Below are 22636 nucleotides of genomic sequence, written 5' to 3'. Positions count from 1 at the left end.
TGCTAGGATGGCAGCTTAGGTAAAAACCTACAAAGAGACAAATTAAACTTTGTCCATCTTACCCCGAATTCAACGCTGAAGCGCGATCGATATCCTTGGCTAAAGCCCTAAATTCGAGCCCTAAACTCAAGCCGTAAACAAACTTAATTCGCGGATAACAAAAAAACCGCCCTAGGACGGTTTTAGCGATATCGCATGAGTCACGCTCACAACACTATAAGCAAAGTATTATAAGCAGATTATAAATACTGTACTGAGATGATTTCGTAATCTGTCATACCACCTGGCGTAGTAATAGATACTTCATCACCTTCATTTTTGCCGACTAAGCCACGAGCTATTGGTGAATTCACTGAAATCAGGTTTTCTTTAATATTCGCTTCGTCATCGCCGACTATGCGATAAGTCACTTCGACATCGGTATCAAGATTTAAAATAGTCACAGTGGCGCCAAAAATGATACGACCGTTATTCACCATCTTAGTGACGTCGATAATTTGCGCGTTAGATAACTTACCCTCAATATCACGGATACGTGCTTCACAAATACCTTGTTCCTCACGAGCCGCATGGTATTCCGCGTTTTCTTTCAAGTCGCCTAACTCTCTCGCTGAAGCAATTGCTTCAGTGATTTTAGGGCGACGGTCAAACTTGAGAATATCTAACTCTTTACGCAGCTGCTCTGCACCGACAACTGTCATAGGAACCTTAGTCATAACTTCTTTCGTCTCCTTTAAAACAAAAGCAACCCGTGCCAACGCTAAGGTCAACACAGTCAAATGAGGGTGGAATTGCGCTATTCTAATCGTTATGCGCTTTTGATGCACCAAGAACAATGCATTGACGCAGCTTACCCAACCTTAAGCAGAGTTACCAGTAATCAAATTCAAATCTGTATACCTAAGGAAATTTCGCACACGTTTTAGTACGAAATGAATACAAAAATGCCCACTCGCCATTTAGACCGTGGGCATTAGGACTCAAAGCAAAAACCTCAAATTAGAGGTTAACTCACTTATTCAAGCCCAGCCTCAAAGGTCAAAAAGATTTCGCTAACCGTTTTATCAGCAAGGGATTTATCTGAATTAGGGCGCTCAATTGCCGCATGTAAGAGATAACGTCCTGCTGAAGGTAAGATCATTGAAACTTTACCGTCTTTATCTGAGGTAAATTCGATTTCCTCTGGTTTGTTACGATATAAGCTACCGTCTTTCATAATGGCGACTTTAACGCCTTCAACGGGCTTACCATCGAAAACAAATTGCAGGGTAGCAGCTTCGTTCTCAACAATATCTGCAGGATGAGTCACAGGCACTAGTTCTAAATATTCCCCCTTAGGCTTTAACACTTCCTCAGTTGGCTTATTACGTGTGACATAGGTTTCAACCCGCGACACATTTAAAGAACTTTCAAGTTCATAGGCTCCCTTTGGCATAGCAGCAGTTGTGGCTTTTTTATCCATACGGCTGCGTACAACCCCTTCTTTTCCTTTAACTTTATACTGAGAAAAATAACGAGGTGAAACTTCTTTTTCAAACTTATAAGTGCCATCTTGCATCAGTTGTACATCAAACACCGACTTACGTCCGCCCGTGTAACTTGAACTTGGAGACGTTGGTTTTCCATTTGGCTGTAATACACGCACATCACTGGCACTAAAAGGTTTATCCATCATAAACACTTGATTGCTGGCAGACACATCTGAGGTAATCCACACAATTTCTTCACTTTCAGCCGAAACGTTGAAGTGGCTAGGTAAAATCCATCTGTCGTGGCTACTTGCCAATGGGCTAATACAAAGTGTGCCAAGTAATGCAATAAGACGTAATTTCATACCTTTTCCTTAAGTTTAACAATTAATAGACGGGCTAAATATGTAATGGATTGACTCAATGAGCCATGCCGCTTAAGCGTATGTCGATAACGCCAGTTTCTGTCGTGGCGGGCAACTGCACAGAGAAATCTCCCGCAGCTAAATCGATATTTTGTCGTACAAGATCGCGACCACCGTGTTCACGCACCACTTCAATAAATACAGTGTAAGTGGCTGGTTCAAGCACTTTTCCCGCCTCATCTCTTAAATCCCAATCGATTTTGTAATGACCCGCGGGACGTGTCGCAGATGCTATTCCGTCAACAAAACTCATATCTTCGCGTCCGGCTTTACGCCACCAACGACGGATATCTTTCAACCATTTATGGCCTTCATCCCATACCCAAAGGCTTAAGGTTTTAACCGTTTGCCCCTTGGCATCCTCAACCCATACGGCCACATAAGGTCTGTGATATTGCCCTTCGGTAATTTCAGGCAAGGTTAAATCGACTGTCATTTTAGGCGTCGCAAACGCCACAGAACTGACAAACAAAGCACTCACCGCAATGGTGCGAATAAGATGACGCATACTCGGCCTACACTCCTTATGGAACAAAATAAACATACACAAGCCCGCAACTACTGCTGACGAGTACCATGTATAACAATGACTTTTTGAGGCGCTTGGTTTGAGGCAGCAACAAATAAGCCCCAGTGAGCGAAAATAAAATGATAAGCACAGCGCTGAGATCGAGTATCCAAGCCCAAGCTGTGCCTGTGTTACGGCCCTTATGCAAATCATTCACTACGGCAACGACACCGTAATCTAAGGTTTCGACATAGGCTTGTCCGTCGAGTAAGTCCAATGTCAGGCTGCGGTAAGTGCCGGGCCCTTTGCTGACTAAACTAATTTCATCTTCATCGATATCGGCGCTCGCCATATCCATAGCCCATTCACTTTTCAACCAATGACCCGCAGCCAGACGCCATTGTGAGTCTTGGGCATTAACGGGTAACAAATAGGCGGGGATTGGCACTTGCTCCCGCTTAGGTTCCTGATCAGCTTGAGAAAACCAATTAGGATGATTTAACGTTATACCTGTCACCGCAAAAAACAGCATCAGCAACAATAAAGCCATAGACACATAAACATGAATAATGCGGGCAAAGGACAAAGACGACTTACTGACTCTTAATTTCAATGATGCACTCTCAAAAACAAACCGAAGAGAAATACCTCCAGAGTCTGCTTTCCCTATGCAGCTAAAGAGAGAAATGAGCTGCATTAAACTAATTTAATGCGCCGAGATTAAATGAGATCGATTATCAAACAGAACAAAGTTTACAAACTTTACATATTCAATACTGAAAAAGAAGTTAAAAAGTAAGAAGAAAAATAAGTGCCAAAAATAAAGCACTTAGGGGTAAATCTGTTTTTAGCACTCAAAAACCATTACCCTCGATTAAATTAGCAGCAAATAATTTATTGTATCACCTGTAAATACCCTTCAAATTCAAAAGGATAAAATCCAACATTTGGGCTATTTTTTTTGCTTAAAATTTACTTTGCTCCCCTCTCGTTTACCTTATGCCAATCAGCTACAATCCGCCGCCGGCGACTTGCTGGTACTTCCAAGGAAATATCATCTTGAGTACATCTCTGCTCAAAAAAATGCGCTGCCTGCATATTGTGTGGCTCGCATTAATGCTCAACGCCTGTGTTGCACCACTATTATTAATGTCACCTCAAGGCCAGCTCATGTGGGCCTTGCTTAAACCCCTTGTCGGTTTAGATCCGAACGATGTCGGATTATTCGAACAACCGCTCATCAAGAACCGTATGCAGGAATTGCTGGGTAAAAATTACGATACCACCCTGTCCCTGCTCAAAACGGCCGACAAGATCCAACAGGAAGGTCCACTCATCTACTTAGTGTCAACTTACACCCCGGTCCCCGAAATGGCCGAAAAAGCGGGTCTAGTTTGGAACTCAGACACCAACCAAATGGCAGTCATGCTGATGAAAGGCGGTGCACCCTTAGTGATTTCTGAGCAATTCAGTAATCAGGCAGAAAAACGGGTCCCAAGTTGGCCGAAGGAATTAGCCGACTATACGGATCCACAGAAGTTACAACAAAAAGCCTTAGAAGCGGGCGCAAATCAAGTACAGCAACAGTTAGCAATACCTGATGCAGTCAAAGCCGTTGCAACAGGTGATGTTAAAGCGGCCCAAGGTGCCGTTATTGATAGTGCGGTCACAGAGAATGCCGTCATTAAGAATGCTGCAATGCCAATCAATATCACTGAAGCAGCTGCAAAAGTCGCCGTTCCAGCGGCTCCAGCGGCTCCAGCGGATCCAGCAGAAATAAAATCGCCACCCGTTGCTCCTGAAGTCAAAAAGCAATAAAACGGATCACCACAGTGCCAGCTCAAATGGCACTGTGGATTAACTTTGAAAATAGCTGAATTGCCACAACCAACGGGAATTATAGAGACAAGGGAAAGGCTGGAAGGGCTAATATTGAAGGGAAACTGAAAGCAAAATAACGCTAAGCTGAAAATAGTTAAAAGTTAAAAAGCAAAAAGCCTGTCCGAAGACAGGCTTTTTAACTTTTTGGCTGGGGTACAAGGATTCGAACCTTGGGATGCCGAGATCAAAACCCGGTGCCTTACCACTTGGCGATACCCCAATAAACTGTGTTTAATCTTCTATCGAAGATTGCATTTTGATGGTACGGGAAGAGAGACTTGAACTCTCACACCTCGCGGCACCAGAACCTAAATCTGGCGTGTCTACCAATTTCACCATTCCCGCATCAAAATGTACCAAAATTGTCTATTCAACATTTTTGGATTTTTCTCTGATAAATCACTTTAACAGAGTTAAATATGGTAGCAATGGCGGGACTTGAACCTGCGACCCCAGCATTATGAGTGCTGTGCTCTAACCAGCTGAGCTACATTGCCAATGGCTGGGGTACAAGGATTCGAACCTTGGAATGCCGAGATCAAAACCCGGTGCCTTACCACTTGGCGATACCCCAATCAACTTGGAAACTGAGAAAAAATGGCTGGGGTACAAGGATTCGAACCTTGGAATGCCGAGATCAAAACCCGGTGCCTTACCACTTGGCGATACCCCAACTAACTCTGTTTCAAACATCCGCTATCGCCGATGTTTCTAAATTCATATATCTAAAAAATGGTACGGGAAGAGAGACTTGAACTCTCACACCTTGCGGCACCAGAACCTAAATCTGGCGTGTCTACCAATTTCACCATTCCCGCACAGTTTCATGTTTACATCGTGAAGAGATGCTAGCAATCAATGCTAGAGTAAAATCGTGATTCATTTTATATAAGAAATTTATCTTAAATAAAATGGTAGCAATGGCGGGACTTGAACCTGCGACCCCAGCATTATGAGTGCTGTGCTCTAACCAGCTGAGCTACATTGCCACATCGATATTACGCGCCCCTCTCAGCGAGGAACGGGGCGTATTATGCTTATTCAAGGTATCTAGGTCAACAGCTTTTTTTCGCTATTTCCCTTAGGTTAAGCTGTTCGGCTATTACTTCACCAAACTGAGCAACAGATGTGCTAAATAACACCTTGTTGCTCATACTTAGCTTAATTTATCGAGACTTACAGCGTGAATAAGCTTTGTTATACGTTAAACAGGAAATGCATCACATCGCCATCTTTAACGATATAGGTTTTACCTTCCACGCGTAACTTACCGGCTTCTTTCGCGCCAGCTTCACCTTTGTGGGCAATAAAGTCATCAAATGCCATCACTTGGGCACGGATAAAACCACGTTCAAAATCGGTATGGATAACACCCGCCGCTTGCGGAGCACTCGCACCCACTGGCACAGTCCAAGCACGCACTTCTTTCACGCCTGCGGTGAAATAGGTTTGCAGATTCAGTAATTCATAACCTGCGCGGATCACACGATCTAAACCTGGTTCTTCGATACCCAGATCCGCCATAAATTCATCGCGCTCCTCGATTTCCATCTCGGCCAGTTCAGATTCAATCGCCGCACATACGGCAACAACGATAGCGTTTTCTGTCGCAGCAATGGCGCGAACGGCATCTAAGTGCGGGTTATTTTCAAAACCATCTTCCGCCACGTTAGCAATATACATGGTCGGTTTTAAGGTTAAGAAGTTCAGATAAGCCACCGCTTCCAGCTCTTCTTTCGATAAATCCATTGAACGCAACATTTTAGCTTCGTCTAAAATGGGGCGCATTTTTTCTAATACTTCCACTTCAAACTTAGCGTCTTTATCGCCACCTTTAGCACGTTTCTGCTGACGCTGAACCGCACGCTCTAAACTGTCTAAGTCAGCTAACGCTAATTCAGTGTTGATGACTTCGATATCGCCAGCAGGATCAACCTTGTTAGCAACGTGAACAATGTTGTCATCATCAAAACAACGTACTACATGACCAATCGCATCGGTTTCACGGATGTTAGCGAGGAACTTGTTACCTAAGCCTTCGCCTTTAGATGCGCCAGCCACAAGACCCGCAATATCCACGAATTCCATGGTGGTAGGTAACACACGTTGTGGATTCACAATCGCAGCTAACGCATCCAGACGTGGATCCGGCACAGGTACAACACCAGTGTTAGGTTCAATGGTACAAAACGGGAAGTTAGCCGCTTCGATGCCAGCCTTAGTTAACGCATTAAAAAGCGTTGATTTACCTACGTTAGGAAGACCAACAATGCCGCATTTAAAACCCATATGCTTACCTTTCTCTCGATTATTGGCTGACAAGTCACACTCATCAGCGAGGTTTAGTCGTCCTGCCCTATGGCAGCACATTACTGAATAATTAAATCACTTGAATCACTTAAGTCTCGCCAAAGGCAAAACCTACTCCGCTTTAAAGGAGTGTAATCTGTTCATGGCTTTCACCATGTCTTGTTTAAACAAAATTTCGGTAGAACGCACGGCTTCATCTATCGCCGCCTCGATAAGTTCTTGCTCTTTAGCAGGCGCTTTTCCCAGTACGTAACCACTCACTTGATTTTTATCACCGGGATGACCGATACCTAAGCGTAAACGGTAGAAGTTTTTATCGTTAGCCAGTTTAGCAATAATATCTTTCAGACCATTGTGGCCGCCATGACCGCCACCGAGCTTAAACTTAGCCACACCGGGCGGCAGATCGAGTTCATCGTGAGCGACCAGAATCTCTTCCGGCGTGATACGAAAAAAATTCGCCAAAGCGCCAACCGCTTTACCGCTTAAATTCATATAAGTCGTCGGGATCAATAAGCGGACATCTTTACCGTGCAATACGGCTCTGGCGGTCAAACCAAAATACTTACTATCGGCCACTAAAGTCACGCCGCAAATTCTCGCTAACTCAAGTACGTACCAAGCCCCCGCATTATGGCGAGTGTGTGCATATTCAGCACCTGGATTAGCCAGACCAACTATTAATTTTATTTCGCTCATGACACTCAATATCGTTATTTCGTCGATGACAGCCGCGCAAAGAGCCGACTGAACTGACCATACCAGCTAAAAACGCGGCATTTTAGCACTCAAACCCCAAGTCAACAAATGCCACGTCATCGCACAGGAGCAGAACACAAGGTCAGAACACAGAACAACAAAGCGTTAATTAAGCCCCATAGCATATTTAAGGACAGTCTTTTTGAGCGGAGAATTGATGTTTGCTAACTTTAACGCGCCATTACGCAGCAGCTTTAGCGGCAGAATATCGTTGCTAAAACCGGCGTAAAACAAATCCATCGCCGTCATCATCAATTGATTATCGCGATAACGCTTGCGCTGATATTGGGCAAGCACTTCATTCGACCACCAGAGGTTATTTTGAGTTAATGCCTCCTTTATTACCGCCAAAAATGCTTCGACATCCTTAAACCCAAGGTTCACCCCTTGGCCTGCGAGGGGATTAATGGTGTGAGCGGCATCACCTAAAATCACCACATTATGACTATAGTAGCGCTGGGCATGGCGACGAGTGAGGCCAAAACTGCCTTTATTCTCAACGGTAAAATCAGCGTCCAAACGCGCTGGGAAATGCACTCTTATCTGATCTGCAAGCTGTTTATTATTAAGCTGCATTAACTGCTTAATTCGATTGGCATCGTCGTACCACACCAGCGAAGCGTTATTGCCAGGTAAAGGTAATAATGAACGCGGTCCTTTGGGCGTAAACTGCTGCCAAGTCACATCCTGTTGCCCCTGTGCGGTGTTGATATTAATCAACATGGCCGATTGAGCGTAATCCCAACCCGAAATGCCAATTCCCGCCCATTGACGTACCTGCGAGTGAGCACCATCGGCGCCAACCAACAACTTAGCGGTCAGTTTACTATTTGACTGTAAGTGCACGCTCACACCGTCGCTATCGCGGGCAAATGCCACCACTTTATCGGGACAATATAAGGTGATGCCAGCTAATAGTGTCATCTGTTGCCACAGGGCGAGTTGGATTAAACGGTTTTCGACTATATGACCTAAATGGCTGGCACCAATTTGCGAACAGTGGAATTGGGTGATACAGCCATCGAGCTCCCAAGTTTCTAAGCCCAAATAAGGTACATTACGCATCTTGAGCAATGAGTCCAAGGCGCCAAGACGTTCAAGCAGCGTTTCAGAAGCAACACTGATGGCCGAGACTCGCACATCTAATGGCTGTTCGGCTTGATAAGCCTCTGGCGCAAAAGATTCAATCACCGCCACTTGCAAACCCTGTTGGGCTAATCCAATTGCCGTCGCCGCACCAACCATGCCGCCGCCGACAAGAATGACGTCGAACTCAGTACTTTCAGCATGAGTGCCTTCAGCATGAGTAACGTCAGAATGAGTCACGTTAGAATCTGTGGTGTCGGATATCATCTGTGCATGTGTCTCTTCAATCTGGCTCATCCTACTTTCCACCTTAGTTACCACCTTTAAGCCCTTCTGTATTTCTGCTTAAGCGACTTTTCACAAACCCGCTTGATTATGCCTTATATCAAGATACCACGGAAATGTTGAGCGCATTTCGATTCGAAATCCGTGAAGACATAGGCATTCAAGCCCGAATAGTTTGCTGGAAATAACGAAAGCTCAACCTGTTAACAATATTAATCTTGCCCAAATGCAGCCGAACAATAAAAACCTAGCATTTGTGAGGGTATCGCCCTTGGCAAAAGCCAACAGCTAAAAGTGTGGACAAAGCTGGTCAGCAGCCGTAACAGCAGGTAAAATGTCGCGCTATTTTATTGGTCATCTTAGGGCGACACAACTGATGAGTAAGAAACTCCATATCAAGACTTGGGGCTGTCAAATGAATGAGTATGACTCATCCAAGATGGCTGATCTGTTAGGCGAATACCAAGGTTATACCTTGACTGAAGAAGCGTCTGAGGCAGACATTCTCCTGCTCAACACTTGTTCTATCCGCGAAAAAGCGCAAGAAAAAGTGTTCCATCAGCTAGGACGCTGGAAGACGCTTAAAGATAAAAATCCCAATTTGATTATTGGCGTGGGCGGCTGCGTTGCCTCACAAGAAGGCAAAGCCATTAAAGACAGAGCCCAATGTGTCGACATTATTTTCGGACCACAAACATTGCACCGTCTGCCCGAGATGATCGAGCAAGTGCGCCGTGGCGACAAAGCGGTTATCGATATCAGCTTCCCTGAAATCGAAAAATTCGACCGTCTGCCAGAGCCACGCGCCGAAGGCCCAACCGCGTTTGTGTCTATCATGGAAGGTTGCAGCAAATACTGCTCGTTCTGTGTTGTGCCTTATACTCGCGGCGAAGAAGTCAGCCGTCCATCGGACGATATTATCCTTGAAATCGCCCAATTGGCAGAGCAAGGTGTGCGCGAAGTAAACTTGCTAGGCCAAAACGTGAATGCCTATCGCGGCGCAACTCACGATGGCGCAATTTGTACTTTTGCGGAATTACTGCGCTTCGTGGCAGCCATCGACGGTATCGACCGTATCCGCTTCACGACGAGTCACCCGATTGAATTTACACAAGATATCATCGACGTTTACGAAGATACCCCTGAGCTTGTAAGCTTCTTGCACTTGCCAGTGCAATCGGGTTCTGACCGTATTCTCACAGCGATGAAACGCGGCCATATGGCGATTGAATATAAGTCAATCATCCGCCGCCTGCGTAAAGCCCGTGAAGGGATTCAAATCAGCTCGGACTTTATCATTGGCTTCCCTGGCGAAACCAAAGAAGACTTTGCCGATACCATGAAGTTAATTGAAGACATAGGTTTCGACCACAGCTTCAGCTTTATCTATAGCGCACGTCCGGGCACGCCAGCGGCAGATTTACCCGATAACGTCGATATGGAAGAGAAAAAACAACGTCTGGCGATTCTGCAAGACCGCATCACCCAGCAAGCCATGCGCTACAGCCGCCACATGATGGGCACAGTGCAACGTATTCTGGTTGAAGGACCATCGGTGAAGAATCCTATGGAACTGCGCGGCCGTACTGAGAACAACCGAGTGGTGAACTTCGAAGGTCAGCCAAAACACATTGGTACTTTCGTGGATGTCGAAATCGTCGACGTTTACACTAACTCACTGCGTGGTACTTTTATTCGCGGCGAAGATGAAATGGATCTACGTCGTAGCCTGCGCCCTGCAGAAATTCTGGCCAAGCGCAAGCAAGATGATGAACTGGGTGTGACTCAATTTAAGCCATAAGCGTTAAATCGGCTTAACTTAAACAGTACCGATATCAGTACCTATATAAAGAAGGGCGACTTAGTCGCCCTTTTGCTTTAACGCACTTTTATTTAAGTCTACCGAGGCAATTGCTATTTTCCGTTAGCAATTATCGGCTATGGCTCGTAAACTAAAATTATCTTGCGATGGTTAACCAACCTCGTACCTTGCTTTCTTATTCGCTATTGGGAGTGCTATTTGTCCAGTAAATTAACTACCATGAATCTGTATATCGAACCCGCAGAAACACGCCGTTTGGCTTCACTGTGCGGTCCATTCGATGACAATATCAAGCAGATAGAACGTCGCGTTGGCGTTGAAATCGTCCGTAAGAACAATCATTTCCAGATCACCGGACTGCCACGCAATTGTTTAAGCGCCAACAACTTACTCAAAGAACTCTACATCGAGACCCAAACGGTGAAAGGCAGCACGCCCGATCTTGAGCCTGAGCAAGTCCATATCGCCATTCAAGCGGCCATTGCCCTAGAGCAAGCAGACGCTAACGACGACAGCGGTATTAATATCAAAACCCGCCGCGGTGTCATTAAGCCACGCAATCCGAATCAAAGCTTATATGTGGCCAATATTACGCGTCACGATATTACCTTCGGTATTGGTCCTGCAGGAACGGGCAAAACCTACCTTGCCGTAGCAGCGGCAGTAGATGCGTTAGAGCGCCAAGAAGTGCGCCGCATTCTGCTGACTCGCCCTGCAGTGGAAGCGGGTGAAAAACTCGGTTTCTTACCCGGTGACTTAAGTCAAAAGGTAGACCCCTATTTGCGTCCGCTCTACGATGCCCTGTTCGAAATGCTTGGCTTTGAAAAAGTGGAACGCCTCATCGAGAAAAATGTAATAGAAGTGGCACCGCTTGCCTATATGCGCGGTCGTACCTTGAACGATGCCTTTATTATTCTCGATGAAAGCCAAAACACCACAATCGAGCAGATGAAGATGTTCCTTACCCGTATCGGTTTCAATTCCCGTGCGGTGATCACAGGCGACATCACTCAAACCGACTTACCTAAACATCAAAAGTCAGGACTACGTCACGCGATTGAAGTGTTAAGCCAAGTCGAAGAAATCAGCTTTAACTTTTTTGTCTCCCAAGATGTAGTGCGCCATCCTGTGGTTGCCCGTATCGTTGAAGCCTATGAAGCCTTCGAGTTAAAAGAGCAAACCTTAAAAGCCAAAAAAGAAAGCCAGTACCAAAAGCAACAGCAGGAAGCCGCAACACATGAGTCTTGAGTTAGCCTTAGATATTCAACATGCCAGCACCAGTGAGTGGCTGCCAACGGACGAACAATTCGCCCTTTGGGTCACTACCGCAATTGGCAATAGCATGGATGAAGCTGAATTAACCATACGTATCGTCGATAGCCGCGAGAGCCAAATGCTCAACAATACCTATCGCGGTAAAGACAAACCGACCAATGTACTGTCATTTCCCTTTGAAGCACCACCAGAAATTGAACTTCCTTTACTCGGAGATCTTGTCATTTGCGCGGCAGTCGTTGAAAATGAAGCCCGTGAACAACAAAAACCACTAGAAGCGCACTGGGCACACATGGTTGTACATGGTTGCTTGCATCTGCTAGGGTATGATCACATCGATGATGAAGAAGCCGAAGAGATGGAGTCATTAGAGACTCAACTCATTGAAAGCTTAGGTTTTACTGACCCATATAAGGAACAATAATTAGCTAAGATAATCCCTATCAAAAGCTAATGAGAAAACTATGAGTGACGATATCCCCCCTAGTACGAACGCCCACAAGAAAGGTTGGTTTGATAGAGTAAGTCAGCTATTTCAGGGCGAACCTCAAAATCGCGAAGATCTAGTTGATGTGATTGATGGTGCCGAGCAGCGCGATTTGATCACCCAAGACACCCGCGAGATGATAAAAGGTGTATTAGACGTTTCTGATATGCGTGTTCGGGATATCATGATCCCAAGAGCTCAAATTGTCGCCCTCCAGATAGACAACTCGGTCGAAGAGTTACTTGCGACTGTGATTGGTTCAGGTCACTCGCGCTTCCCCGTCGTTAACGAAGATAAAGACCATATCGAAGGCATATTGCTTGCCAAAGATTTGATCCCTTACGGTTTCTCCAACAGTGATGAGCCCTTCTCACTGGATCGCGTGATCCGTCCCGCCGTGGTTGTGCCCGAAAGCAAACGCGTCGATGTTCTGCTAAAAGAATTCCGCTCTCAACGCTACCATATGGCGATTGTGGTTGACGAGTACGGCGGCGTATCGGGTCTTGTGACTATCGAAGATATTCTTGAAGAAATTGTCGGCGAAATTGAAGACGAATTCGACCACGATAGCACTGAAGAAACCGAGATCCGCAAAGTTGGTAACACGGTTTATATGGTTAAAGCTTTGACGCCAATCGAAGATTTCAACGAAGAATTCAACACTGAATTCAGCGATGAAGAGTTTGATACCGTCGGTGGCTTAGTCTCACACGCCTTTGGCCATCTGCCAGAACGTAACGAGAGCATCATCATTGAAGGCATAGAATTTAAAGTCATCAATGCTGACACTAGGCGTTTAATCCAACTCAGAGTTAAACTCCCCGATCCTAATACTGGCGAAGACGTAGAATAATCACTCGTGCTAAAAAAAATCAGGGCTTTTGCCCAACAACAGTCCCAACCTAGTGCTTTGAGACTCGTACTTGCATTTGCCCTTGGCGCCAGTACGGCGCTTTCATTTGCGCCTTATTCCATTTGGATAATCTATCCGTTTGCCATGGCGATTGCCCTCTGGCACAGCCGAACGCTGAGCGCTAAGGCAAGCTTTTACTATTGGTTAAGCTTTGGATTTGGCTGTTTTGCCGTAGGGATCAGCTGGGTTCACGTGAGCATGGATACCTTTGGTGGTATGCCGCTCATTGCCTCCGTTGGGTTAATGGCCTTGCTAGCCTTGTATTTAGCCTTGTATCCCGCGCTAACTGGTTTAGCGCTGGTTTGGTTAACTAAAACGCTGAGCCATGATGGTGAAACTCGATTTGGTCTTTGGCGTAATCTCGCCCTATTCCCCGCGTTATGGACCTTGACCGAATGGGCTCGTGGCTGGGTAATGACAGGCTTCCCTTGGTTATGGGCGGGTTACTCGCAAACTCAAGGGCCGCTAAAACCCCTTGCCAGCATCATAGGCACACTGGGAATAAGTTTTGTATTGGCCATGCTCGCTGGTGCATTAGCGCTTTGTTTTACTAAGCGTTATAAGAGCTTACTGCTTTTACTGCCGCTCAGCATTCTGGCCGTGTGGGCTGCGCCTAAACTTTGGGACATTCATCCTACGGGTGAAAATGTTAAAGTGGCACTGGTACAAGGCAATATTCCCCAAAGCATGAAGTGGGAACCCGATGCCCTGTGGCCGACGCTGTTAAAATACATGGATTTATCCCGCGAACATCTGGATGCCGATATCATTATTTGGCCAGAAGCAGCAATTCCAGCGCCAGAATCTATGGTGCAGGACTTTTTAGATAACGCCAATAAAGTCGCCAATCTAAACCATACCTCAATTATCACAGGCATTATTAGCCATCAAAACAATGAGTTCTATAATTCATTGATTGTGCTTGGTAATCATAATCAGAAACAACAAGCAGGCCCAGACTATGAGGGCGATGGTAGCAATCAATTTAAGAAACACCATCTGTTGCCAATTGGCGAGTTTGTCCCCTTTGAAACGCTGCTGCGCCCGATAGCACCTTTCTTTAATTTGCCCATGTCGTCCTTTACACGAGGCGAATATCAACAGCCGAACCTCAGCGCCCTAGGCCATAAAATCGCGCCCGCGATTTGTTATGAAATAGCCTTTCCGGAACAGTTGCGCGACAACGTTAATCAAGGGACAGATATACTATTAACTGTCTCTAACGATGCATGGTTTGGTAGCTCAAATGGGCCATTACAGCATATGGAAATCGCTCAAATGCGCGCGGTTGAATTGGGTCGGCCTCTATTACGCACAACCAACAATGGCGTGACAGCCATAGTCGATGAGCATGGCAATATCACAGCGTCATTACCACAGTTTGAAATAGGCGTGCTAAGTGCAACTATTCCATTAGTCACAGGACAAACTTGGTTTACAAAATTAGGCCAAATGCCCCTACTGATACTCTGTGGTTTAATCGTTCTACTCGGTCTTGCCCGACGTTTTAAAACGCAATAGGATTGAGGCCATGCATTACCAAGTCAATAAACAAGATGTGGCAGGTTTTACCTTAATTGAACTTGTCGTTGTGATTATTGTGCTTGGGATCTTGGCTGTGATCGCCGCGCCTAGATTTATCGGTTTAAGTAAAGAAGCGCGGGTACAAACCTTAAGCCAAGTACAAGCCAGCGTTAAAACAGCCAATATGCTTGCTTACTCAAAAACCCAAATGCCTAGCCTACTAAGCCAAGCGGTAGCTGGGCGCGATGATATTATTGATATCGACCTCAATGGTGATGGCACGCCCGATACCAGATTGAAATGGGGTTACCTCGATAATACTGATGTGGAAAACTGGATCACCTCAGATGATAAACTTATCATCCAATATCAAGGCGTTGATATCACTTACATAGGTTACGATCTTAACAACAATTCCTTAGTGAATGATGACCAATGCTATTTCCGCTACACCCAAGCCAGCGATGCCAACACTGCGCCGCAATATGATATCAGCACCCAAGGTTGTTAGGCTGACACTCAGTTGACCTGTGTTATCCCGCAATTGTCTGCGAATACATTAGGCTGATTGCGCGTTCCACGTTAAGGTGAACGATTAGACGTGGCCTTATACCAATCACAGTAACTGTGTCTGCATAGCCAATATGATTGGTACCATTACCTCGTTCCTTAACCAAGGTACACAGTCAAGGCAACTCTATGGCACAGCTTCGCGTGCGCTACCAAACCCACGAATTTGGGGATCTCGACATTCATGTCAGAACCCTAAGAAATAACCAAGAATTTGAAGACCTAGATGGCGAAGCTGAAAAGCTCGGTATTTCCTCCGCTACTTGGCCATTATTTGGCATAGTTTGGCCGTCTAGCCAAGTGCTATCCCATCATATGGCCGATTATCAAATTGATAATAAACGCATTCTTGAGGTTGGCTGCGGTATAGGGCTGGCAAGTCTAGTGCTAAACCACAGACATGCCGACATCACAGCAACCGACTATCACCCCGAGTCGGAAAATTTCCTTAAGCAAAATGTCGATTTAAATCATGGTCGTGCGATTCCGTTTGTACGAACAGGATGGGCAGATGCACAAACTAATTTAGGTTTATTTGACCTCATTATTGGCAGCGATCTCTTGTACGAACAAGAACATGCCGATCTCTTATCACAATTTATTGAGCAGCATGCTAAACCAATTTGTGATGTAGTCTTAGTCGATCCCGGTCGTGGTAATCATGCAAAATTCAGTAAACGTATGGTGACCTTAGGTTACGAACATACACAACATAAACCCATTCACACTGAATTTTTATTGGCGCCCTTTGGCGGTCAAATCCTCAGCTACTCTCGTACCAACAGTTGATACAGCCTAATTAATGCAAATATGAGCCATTTAGGTCTAATAGAACTCTAAAAAAACGACGCTGAGGCGTCGTTTTAGCTGCATAACATCATCACCTTAATTAAGGCGTTAGCGGCTCGCGGGTAAATTCTTCATGATCACACTCTGGACAATCTGGGATGGGACTTGGAAATTCAATACTCATTTCATTGCCACAGTTAGTGCACACCATGATGCCCTGATTCACTATGTCACCACTCTTGTAGTAGCCTTGGTGCTTAAAATCTTGCGTTAACTCATGCCATTCGACTTGGCTGCGGTCGGTGATTTCACTGAGCCAATGCCAAAGCGTATTCTCTAAAGTAATCACGGTTGGGCTATGACTCAAACTATCCGCGTTCTGCTCACGGAGAAAACTCGTAATATCACGCTTTAAGAATTGTTCGACTAAAGCGAGTTCATCTTCCCCGGCCTGTTCTTTAAGACGTAAATACTCCTTACCTTGAGTGACAGAATTGAATAAGTTCTTTACAGTCATAGTGTTATCTTCTGCAAATTGAGATTTCACTTCGGTAATTAAGGCTTGATACAGTCCTAGTAACGCGTTACTTCTATCATTCATAACCAATACTCCTTCATACGAACCTTTTTAATGCATCGCTTCTAGTTTATTCTATGCAGATCTTACTCGCGCTGATATGGCGTTAGATCCAATAATAGGCGGCACTGCCGGAAATAGAGTGATGCAAGAGCAATATAATCCCTCAGAAATTGAAGCCTTAGTGCAAAAGCACTGGCATGACAACAAAACCTTCGAAGTCACTGAAGACGCAAACAAAGAAAAGTTTTATTGCCTTTCGATGTTTCCGTACCCTTCTGGCAGACTCCACATGGGACACGTACGCAACTATACCATAGGTGACGTAGTTGCACGCTTTCAACGTCTTCAAGGCAAAAACGTGCTCCAGCCTATTGGTTGGGACTCATTTGGTTTGCCCGCAGAAAATGCCGCGATTAACAACAAGACTGCGCCTGCGCCATGGACCTATGAAAATATAGAATACATGAAGAACCAGCTGAAATTGCTGGGTTTTGGTTACGATTGGAGCCGTGAAATCGCCACTTGTACCCCTGAATATTATCGCTGGGAACAATGGTTCTTCACTAAGTTGTACGAGAAAGGCCTAGTCTACAAAAAGACAGCTTCAGTCAACTGGTGTCCAAACGATGAAACCGTACTGGCGAACGAGCAAGTTCAAGACGGTTGCTGCTGGCGCTGTGATACCCCTGTGGAACAAAAAGAAATTCCACAGTGGTTTATTAAGATCACTGCCTATGCAGAAGAATTGTTAAACGATATCGATACCTTAGATGGCTGGCCTGAACAGGTTAAGACCATGCAGCGCAACTGGATTGGTCGCAGCGAAGGTGTGGAAATGACCTTCGGCGTCGCAGGTCACGATAAAAGCTTCGATATCTATACCACACGTCCAGATACCTTAATGGGCGTGACCTATGTGGCGATTGCCGCAGGTCATCCATTAGCTGAAGTCGCCGCGCAAACCAATCCAGAGCTTGCCGCCTTTATCGATGAGTGCAAAAACAGCACAACATCAGAAGCCGAACTCGCGACAATGGAAAAACGCGGTGTCGCTACAGGGCTTTTCGCCATTCATCCTATCACTGGTAAGCAAGTCCCGATTTGGGCAGCTAACTTTGTGTTGATGAACTATGGCACAGGCGCTGTGATGTCAGTTCCAGGCCACGACCAACGTGACTTTGAATTTGCAAAAAAATATGGTCTAGCAATTGAGGCTGTGATCAAGCCAGTTGATGGCGAAGTGGACATTAGCGAAGCCGCTTATACCGAAAAAGGCGTACTGTTTAACTCGGGAGAGTTTGACGGTTTAGACTTTGAAGCGGGCTTTAATGCCATTGCTAATAAGTTAGTCGCCGAAGGTAAAGGCAAGCGCCAAGTCAACTATCGTCTACGTGATTGGGGTGTTTCACGTCAGCGTTACTGGGGCGCACCTATTCCTATGGTGACCTTAGCCGACGGCACTGTGATCCCTACACCTGCAGATCAACTGCCAGTATTGCTGCCAGAAGATGTCGTAATGGACGGTATTCAAAGCCCAATCAAGGCCGATAAAGAATGGGCAAAAACCCAAGTTAATGGCCAAGATGCGCTGCGCGAAACCGATACCTTCGATACCTTTATGGAATCCTCTTGGTATTACGCCCGTTACTGCAGCCCGCATGCAGACGAAATGTTAGATCCCGCTAAAGCCAACTACTGGCTACCTGTGGATCAATACATTGGCGGTATCGAACACGCTTGTATGCATTTGTTATATTTCCGCTTCTTCCACAAGTTGCTGCGGGATGCGGGTCTGGTTAACTCTAACGAGCCAGCCAAACAACTGCTGACCCAAGGCATGGTGTTGGCCGATGCTTTCTACTACATCAACGAAAAAGGCGCCCGTGTATGGGTTTCGCCTTTAGATGTAGCTACCACAGAAAAAGACGACAAGGGCCGTATTACTAAGGCTATCGACAAAGACGGCAACGAGCTGGTTTATACTGGCATGAGCAAGATGTCTAAGTCGAAAAACAATGGTATCGATCCTCAAGTCATGGTCGAAAAATACGGAGCCGATACGGTTCGCCTATTTATGATGTTCGCCTCACCACCAGAATTAACTCTGGAATGGCAAGAATCTGGCGTTGAAGGCGCACACCGCTTCATTAAACGTCTGTGGAAGCTTGCAAACGAGCATGTGAACCAAGATAACAGCGAAGCCTTAGATGTCAGCAAGTTAACTGCCGATCAAAAAGCGCTGCGCCGTGAAGTCCACAAGACGATCGCGAAAGTGACCGACGATATCGGCCGCCGTCAGATGTTCAACACTGCGGTTGCCGCCGTGATGGAACTGATGAACCATCTGCAAAAGGCGCCACAAACGACAGGCCAAGACAACGCCATTATCGGCGAAGCCTTATCCGCCATCGTGCGTTTGCTGTACCCTATCATTCCTCATGTGAGCTTTAACCTGTGGAACGAGTTAGGTAATGCAAGCAACATCGAAGATAGCCAATGGCCGGTCGTTGATGAAGCTGCGCTAGTTGAAGACAGCAAGCTCATCGTTGTGCAAGTCAACGGTAAAGTTCGCGCAAAAATCACAGTGGCCGCCGACGCTGATAAAGAATCAGTAGAAGCCTTAGGCATGAGTGATGAACACGTGATCAAATACCTAGACGGCCTGACAGTACGTAAAGTGATCTATGTGCCGGGCAAACTGCTCAGCATAGTGGCCAATTAACGGCTGCTAATAACTCGCTATACTCAAAGCCAATGAAGTTGCAGCATAGCTGCAACTTCAAGTCAGCAGGGTATACCACGAATAGGAAACCGCGAAATCTATGCTAATCAAACGCATATGCTTCGCAATCATGGCACTAGTCATTATGACCAGCGCTGGTTGCGGTTTTAAGCTTCAACGCAGTTATCAGATCCCTGATGCCCTCAATCATTTGAGTTTGAGCAGCGTGGATGAATACAGTGAACTCACCCGTTTGGTGCGTGAACGCCTGCGCTTGAACAATATCCAAGTTGTCGACGCCGCAGATAATGTTCCAGTATTAAGATTAATCACCGACTCCCTTGAACGCTCGACCTTATCTTTGTACCCCACAGGTAACGTCGCCGAGTATGAGTTAATTTATTTAGTCGAATTTGCTGTGGCACTGCCGGGCAAAGAAGCGCAACCTTTCAAGGTTGAAATTCGCCGCGACTACTTAGACGATCCACGTACCGCATTGGCAAAGAGCCGTGAAATGGAATTGCTGACGAAGGAAATGCGTATCCAAGCTGCCGATCGTATTCTGCAGGCAATGGCCAGTACTGAGGTGAATTAATGCGGGGCTATCATTAAATGAGAGTCTATCCAGACCAACTCTCCCGCCACCTTAACCAGTTATTTCCTTGTTATCTGATTTTTGGGGATGATCCTTGGTTGATTGAAACCACCAAAGATCAGATCCGCCAATTCGCCAAGCGTCATGGATTCGATGAAAAAGTCCAACTCATTCAAGAGACGGGCTTTAATTGGAACGATCTGACTCAGGAATGGCAGGCCATGAGCCTGTTTTCCAGTAAACGCTTGATTGAGCTAACCCTTCCCCAAGCTAAGCCCGGTGCCGAAGGCTCAAACACACTGCAAGCCCTATTGCAGACGCCCAATCCCGATATGCTGTTGATTATCGAAGGGCCAAAGCTCGCCACAGAGCAAACCAACAGTAAATGGTTTAAGACCTTAGATGCCCATGGCATGTATCTGCCCTGCGCTACGCCAGAGGGCGAGCAGTTTATGCGCTGGCTCGATGGCCGCATCAAGCACTTTAAGCTCAATCTGCAGCCTGATGCCCGTGCTATGCTGCATTCTCTGTATGAAGGGAATTTACTAGCTGCCGATCAAGCCATGCAGTTGCTGCAACTCCTGAGCCCAACAAAACCCGTCAGTGCCGACGAACTGGGCCACTATTTTGAAGATCAGTCGCGCTTCACCGTATTCCAACTCACGGATGCATTGCTGAATAATAAACAGGATAGCGCGCAGCACATGCTAGCCCAGCTCAATGGCGAAGGCACTGCCTTACCTATCCTGCTGTGGGCCTTGTTTAAAGAACTCGGTTTGTTATTCAATTTGAAATGCGAGCAAGCCCAAGGCGTTGCGCTAAGTGCACTCTGGGGTAAACATCGAATTTGGGATAAACGTAAACCACTGTATCAAGCGGCACTGCAACGACTCAGCCTTGAACAACTCGAACATATGCTCGCCCTCGCCTCGAAACTTGAGCTCAACTTAAAGCAACAGGGGAAAGAGGATTGGACTGGTCTGAGCCACCTGTGTCTGTTATTTGATCCTAGAGCCCATCGGCACTTGGCGCATATAGCCATAGACTAATCATTGATTAACCAAAGGCTTGATATGCGTATTGGTATTTTAGGCGGCACTTTCGACCCGATACACTATGGTCATATCCGTCCCGCAATTGAAGTGAAGCAAGCATTAGCCTTGGATAAAATCCTGCTGATGCCGAACCATATTCCGCCCCATAAACAGCAGCCGAACTTAACCACAACACAGCGCCTCAAAATGGTAGCTGATGTCTGTCAGCAACTCGACGGATTTGCACTGTGCGACATCGAAGCTAAACGCGACACGCCTTCCTACACAGTTGTGACGCTTGAGCAACTGAAAGCCTTACATCCGGAAGACGAGCTGTTTTTTATCATGGGGATGGACTCTTTCCTCCAATTAAAAAGCTGGTATGAGTGGCAACGCCTATTCGACTTTGCCCATCTCGTTGTCTGCCAGCGCCCGGGTTGGCAGCTCGATGCAGAACATCCTATGCAGCAGATATTGACGGCCCGCAGTCAAGCGCCCCAAGGGACAGACGAAGGTCGTACTAGCTGTGTCCATAAAAACTGTGGGCAGATTTTCCCTGTAGCGATTACACCACAGGATATTTCCTCGACGCTCATTCGTGAACAACTGGCAAAAGGCGAAATTCCCGCCGATTTACTCATGCCAGTCACGCTAGATTACATCAAAAATCAACGACTTTACTTACCTTAGCTCGAACCGTAAGCAGATATCGCCAACTCAACTGCCAATGACAATGTATTCCCAGCAGCAACACTGGTATACTACCGCGCTATTTAAAATTAATGAGGTACGCCAGCGTGCAGAGCGCGGAATTAAAACAGTTTGTTGTCGACAAGATCGACGACTTGAAAGCCAGAGACGTTGTTGTTCTGGATGTCAGCAAGCAATCTAACATCACTGACTACATGGTCATATGTTCAGGTACATCAAAGACTCACGTTAAAGCTATCGCCGAAAACCTTGTGGTTGAAGCGAAAAAAGCCGGTATTCCACCTTTAGGTGTTGAAGGCCGCGAAAGCAGCGAATGGGTTCTTGTGGACATGGGCGATGTGATCCTGCACGTTATGCAAGATCAAACCCGTGATTTCTACCAGCTTGAAAAGCTCTGGTCAGAAAAGCAAGACTGATGAAGTTACAGCTCATCGCAGTAGGAACACGGATGCCCGATTGGGTTACCCGTGGTTTCGAAGAATACCAGCGCCGTTTTCCCCGTGATATGGCGCTGGAGCTTATCGAAATACCCGCTGGAAAGCGGGGGAAAAATGCCGACATTGTCCGGATACTTCAAAAAGAAGGCGAACAAATGTTGGCGGCCATTCCCAAAGGCAATCATATTGTTAGCTTAGATCTCCCCGGCAAAAACTGGACGACCCCCGAGCTAGCAACCGCGCTGACTAAATGGCAACTCGATGGTCGCGACGTCAGTTTACTGATTGGTGGACCTGAAGGATTAGCGCCAGCTTGCAAAGAAGCGGCAAACCAAAGTTGGTGTCTTTCGGCATTAACCTTACCTCACCCACTCGTACGGGTGGTGGTTGCCGAAAGTTTGTACCGCGCGTGGAGCGTGAACACGAATCACCCCTACCATAGAGAATAGCGGGA

Annotated in this window: 22 protein-coding genes and 7 tRNA genes; 14 read left to right on the top strand and 15 right to left on the bottom strand. The window is 46.2% G+C overall.

Annotated features, from left to right (window positions below):
* Positions 1-239: 239 nt before the first annotated feature.
* From greA to L5M17_RS09420, 4 genes are all read right to left on the bottom strand, one after another.
* Entirely contained in the window at positions 240-716 is a 477-nt protein-coding gene (gene greA, locus L5M17_RS09435) for a transcription elongation factor GreA (RefSeq protein WP_028761461.1), read from the bottom strand.
* A gap of 299 nt (positions 717-1015) precedes the next feature.
* A complete protein-coding gene (locus L5M17_RS09430; protein WP_263146882.1) occupies positions 1016-1834 on the bottom strand; it encodes a DUF4198 domain-containing protein in 819 nt (272 codons plus the stop codon).
* Positions 1835-1889: 55 nt separating this feature from the next.
* The gene (locus tag L5M17_RS09425) at positions 1890-2402 is read right to left on the bottom strand and encodes a DUF2271 domain-containing protein (RefSeq protein ID WP_219251198.1); all 513 of its coding nucleotides are present in this window, start codon (positions 2400-2402) and stop codon (positions 1890-1892) included.
* Positions 2403-2418: 16 nt separating this feature from the next.
* Positions 2419-3015, bottom strand: a complete 597-nt coding sequence (locus tag L5M17_RS09420) for a PepSY-associated TM helix domain-containing protein (RefSeq protein ID WP_212599331.1) — start codon at positions 3013-3015, stop codon at positions 2419-2421.
* Between the two features lie 470 nt (positions 3016-3485).
* Between L5M17_RS09420 and L5M17_RS09415 the strand changes: the two genes are divergently transcribed.
* Positions 3486-4220 (top strand): hypothetical protein, encoded by a 735-nt coding sequence (locus tag L5M17_RS09415; RefSeq protein ID WP_263147019.1) that lies wholly within the window; start codon positions 3486-3488, stop codon positions 4218-4220.
* 208 nt (positions 4221-4428) lie between these two features.
* On the opposite strand, the gene L5M17_RS09410 is transcribed toward L5M17_RS09415, so the two are convergent.
* The 10 genes from L5M17_RS09410 to L5M17_RS09365 form a co-directional block, all read right to left on the bottom strand.
* Positions 4429-4503 (bottom strand) — tRNA-Gln (locus L5M17_RS09410).
* Between the two features lie 40 nt (positions 4504-4543).
* Positions 4544-4628 (bottom strand) — tRNA-Leu (locus tag L5M17_RS09405).
* Positions 4629-4703: 75 nt separating this feature from the next.
* Positions 4704-4780: transfer RNA gene (locus L5M17_RS09400), tRNA-Met, on the bottom strand.
* Positions 4781-4782: 2 nt separating this feature from the next.
* Positions 4783-4857, bottom strand: a tRNA-Gln gene (locus tag L5M17_RS09395).
* Positions 4858-4881: 24 nt separating this feature from the next.
* A tRNA-Gln gene (locus L5M17_RS09390) sits at positions 4882-4956 on the bottom strand.
* Between the two features lie 60 nt (positions 4957-5016).
* A tRNA-Leu gene (locus tag L5M17_RS09385) sits at positions 5017-5101 on the bottom strand.
* Between the two features lie 94 nt (positions 5102-5195).
* Positions 5196-5272: transfer RNA gene (locus L5M17_RS09380), tRNA-Met, on the bottom strand.
* A gap of 208 nt (positions 5273-5480) precedes the next feature.
* Positions 5481-6572: a redox-regulated ATPase YchF gene (gene ychF / locus L5M17_RS09375; protein ID WP_028761466.1), complete on the bottom strand. Its 1092-nt coding sequence runs from the start codon at positions 6570-6572 to the stop codon at positions 5481-5483.
* 132 nt (positions 6573-6704) lie between these two features.
* Positions 6705-7292, bottom strand: a complete 588-nt coding sequence (pth, locus tag L5M17_RS09370) for an aminoacyl-tRNA hydrolase (RefSeq protein ID WP_028761467.1) — start codon at positions 7290-7292, stop codon at positions 6705-6707.
* 165 nt (positions 7293-7457) lie between these two features.
* Positions 7458-8735 carry an FAD-dependent monooxygenase gene (locus L5M17_RS09365; RefSeq protein ID WP_263146879.1) on the bottom strand — a complete coding sequence of 426 codons (1278 nt, stop codon included), beginning with the start codon at positions 8733-8735 and terminating at the stop codon, positions 7458-7460.
* A gap of 364 nt (positions 8736-9099) precedes the next feature.
* Between L5M17_RS09365 and miaB the strand changes: the two genes are divergently transcribed.
* The 7 genes from miaB to L5M17_RS09330 all read left to right on the top strand — a co-directional run bounded on the left by miaB (position 9100) and on the right by L5M17_RS09330 (position 16103).
* Entirely contained in the window at positions 9100-10524 is a 1425-nt protein-coding gene (gene miaB, locus L5M17_RS09360) for a tRNA (N6-isopentenyl adenosine(37)-C2)-methylthiotransferase MiaB (protein ID WP_173243250.1), read from the top strand.
* 219 nt (positions 10525-10743) lie between these two features.
* Entirely contained in the window at positions 10744-11793 is a 1050-nt protein-coding gene (locus L5M17_RS09355) for a PhoH family protein (protein WP_173243248.1), read from the top strand.
* The gene (gene ybeY / locus L5M17_RS09350; RefSeq protein ID WP_105251690.1) at positions 11783-12244 is read left to right on the top strand and encodes an rRNA maturation RNase YbeY; all 462 of its coding nucleotides are present in this window, start codon (positions 11783-11785) and stop codon (positions 12242-12244) included. The genes L5M17_RS09355 and ybeY overlap by 11 nt, the downstream gene beginning before the upstream one ends.
* 40 nt (positions 12245-12284) lie before the next feature.
* Positions 12285-13160 (top strand): CNNM family magnesium/cobalt transport protein CorC, encoded by an 876-nt coding sequence (corC, locus tag L5M17_RS09345; protein WP_006082742.1) that lies wholly within the window; start codon positions 12285-12287, stop codon positions 13158-13160.
* A gap of 6 nt (positions 13161-13166) precedes the next feature.
* Complete coding sequence (gene lnt, locus L5M17_RS09340) at positions 13167-14741, top strand: apolipoprotein N-acyltransferase (protein WP_263146873.1); 1575 nt, start codon at positions 13167-13169, stop codon at positions 14739-14741.
* A gap of 10 nt (positions 14742-14751) precedes the next feature.
* The gene (locus tag L5M17_RS09335; RefSeq protein ID WP_173497498.1) at positions 14752-15255 is read left to right on the top strand and encodes a type II secretion system protein; all 504 of its coding nucleotides are present in this window, start codon (positions 14752-14754) and stop codon (positions 15253-15255) included.
* Between the two features lie 188 nt (positions 15256-15443).
* Positions 15444-16103, top strand: a complete 660-nt coding sequence (locus L5M17_RS09330; protein ID WP_263146870.1) for a class I SAM-dependent methyltransferase — start codon at positions 15444-15446, stop codon at positions 16101-16103.
* Between the two features lie 100 nt (positions 16104-16203).
* Here L5M17_RS09330 and L5M17_RS09325 read toward each other — a convergent pair whose 3' ends face one another.
* Complete coding sequence (locus L5M17_RS09325; RefSeq protein WP_028761474.1) at positions 16204-16704, bottom strand: zinc ribbon-containing protein; 501 nt, start codon at positions 16702-16704, stop codon at positions 16204-16206.
* A 121-nt stretch (positions 16705-16825) separates the two neighbouring features.
* Here L5M17_RS09325 and leuS point away from each other — a divergent pair, with 121 nt between their 5' ends.
* The 6 genes from leuS (at position 16826) to rlmH (ending at position 22631) form a co-directional block, all read left to right on the top strand.
* Positions 16826-19405, top strand: coding sequence for a leucine--tRNA ligase (leuS, locus tag L5M17_RS09320; protein ID WP_263146867.1), 2580 nt, complete (start codon positions 16826-16828; stop codon positions 19403-19405).
* A 100-nt stretch (positions 19406-19505) separates the two neighbouring features.
* Positions 19506-20000, top strand: coding sequence for an LPS assembly lipoprotein LptE (gene lptE / locus L5M17_RS09315; protein WP_012089938.1), 495 nt, complete (start codon positions 19506-19508; stop codon positions 19998-20000).
* 17 nt (positions 20001-20017) lie between these two features.
* Positions 20018-21049: a DNA polymerase III subunit delta gene (gene holA / locus L5M17_RS09310; RefSeq protein ID WP_198573615.1), complete on the top strand. Its 1032-nt coding sequence runs from the start codon at positions 20018-20020 to the stop codon at positions 21047-21049.
* A gap of 24 nt (positions 21050-21073) precedes the next feature.
* Positions 21074-21724 (top strand): nicotinate-nucleotide adenylyltransferase, encoded by a 651-nt coding sequence (gene nadD, locus L5M17_RS09305; protein ID WP_168822788.1) that lies wholly within the window; start codon positions 21074-21076, stop codon positions 21722-21724.
* A 107-nt stretch (positions 21725-21831) separates the two neighbouring features.
* Complete coding sequence (gene rsfS, locus L5M17_RS09300) at positions 21832-22161, top strand: ribosome silencing factor (RefSeq protein ID WP_006082751.1); 330 nt, start codon at positions 21832-21834, stop codon at positions 22159-22161.
* Positions 22161-22631, top strand: a complete 471-nt coding sequence (gene rlmH, locus L5M17_RS09295) for a 23S rRNA (pseudouridine(1915)-N(3))-methyltransferase RlmH (protein WP_006082752.1) — start codon at positions 22161-22163, stop codon at positions 22629-22631. Before rsfS ends, rlmH begins: the two co-directional genes overlap by 1 nt.
* The last annotated feature ends 5 nt before the right edge of the window (positions 22632-22636 follow it).

It is taken from the genome of Shewanella sp. SW24, assembly GCF_025653395.1.
GTDB classification, from domain to species: Bacteria; Pseudomonadota; Gammaproteobacteria; order Enterobacterales; family Shewanellaceae; genus Shewanella; species Shewanella oncorhynchi.
Note: the sequence above shows the minus strand (reverse complement) of the source record. Positions and strands in the feature narration are given on the sequence as shown.

Bases quoted from the DNA above. Each gene is read 5' to 3' on its own strand.
- L5M17_RS09335 (WP_173497498.1), top strand. From the start codon at position 14,752: ATGCATTACCAAGTCAATAAACAAGATGTGGCAGGTTTTACCTTAATT.
- leuS (WP_263146867.1), top strand. From the start codon at position 16,826: ATGCAAGAGCAATATAATCCCTCAGAAATTGAAGCCTTAGTGCAAAAG.
- L5M17_RS09415 (WP_263147019.1), top strand. From the start codon at position 3,486: ATGCGCTGCCTGCATATTGTGTGGCTCGCATTAATGCTCAACGCCTGT.
- L5M17_RS09425 (WP_219251198.1), bottom strand. From the start codon at position 2,402: ATGCGTCATCTTATTCGCACCATTGCGGTGAGTGCTTTGTTTGTCAGT.
- ybeY (WP_105251690.1), top strand. From the start codon at position 11,783: ATGAGTCTTGAGTTAGCCTTAGATATTCAACATGCCAGCACCAGTGAG.
- pth (WP_028761467.1), bottom strand. From the start codon at position 7,292: ATGAGCGAAATAAAATTAATAGTTGGTCTGGCTAATCCAGGTGCTGAA.
- miaB (WP_173243250.1), top strand. From the start codon at position 9,100: ATGAGTAAGAAACTCCATATCAAGACTTGGGGCTGTCAAATGAATGAG.
- rlmH (WP_006082752.1), top strand. From the start codon at position 22,161: ATGAAGTTACAGCTCATCGCAGTAGGAACACGGATGCCCGATTGGGTT.
- nadD (WP_168822788.1), top strand. From the start codon at position 21,074: ATGCGTATTGGTATTTTAGGCGGCACTTTCGACCCGATACACTATGGT.
- corC (WP_006082742.1), top strand. From the start codon at position 12,285: ATGAGTGACGATATCCCCCCTAGTACGAACGCCCACAAGAAAGGTTGG.
- greA (WP_028761461.1), bottom strand. From the start codon at position 716: ATGACTAAGGTTCCTATGACAGTTGTCGGTGCAGAGCAGCTGCGTAAA.
- L5M17_RS09430 (WP_263146882.1), bottom strand. From the start codon at position 1,834: ATGAAATTACGTCTTATTGCATTACTTGGCACACTTTGTATTAGCCCA.
- holA (WP_198573615.1), top strand. From the start codon at position 20,018: ATGAGAGTCTATCCAGACCAACTCTCCCGCCACCTTAACCAGTTATTT.
- lptE (WP_012089938.1), top strand. From the start codon at position 19,506: ATGCTAATCAAACGCATATGCTTCGCAATCATGGCACTAGTCATTATG.
- L5M17_RS09365 (WP_263146879.1), bottom strand. From the start codon at position 8,735: ATGAGCCAGATTGAAGAGACACATGCACAGATGATATCCGACACCACA.
- ychF (WP_028761466.1), bottom strand. From the start codon at position 6,572: ATGGGTTTTAAATGCGGCATTGTTGGTCTTCCTAACGTAGGTAAATCA.
- L5M17_RS09330 (WP_263146870.1), top strand. From the start codon at position 15,444: ATGGCACAGCTTCGCGTGCGCTACCAAACCCACGAATTTGGGGATCTC.
- L5M17_RS09325 (WP_028761474.1), bottom strand. From the start codon at position 16,704: ATGAATGATAGAAGTAACGCGTTACTAGGACTGTATCAAGCCTTAATT.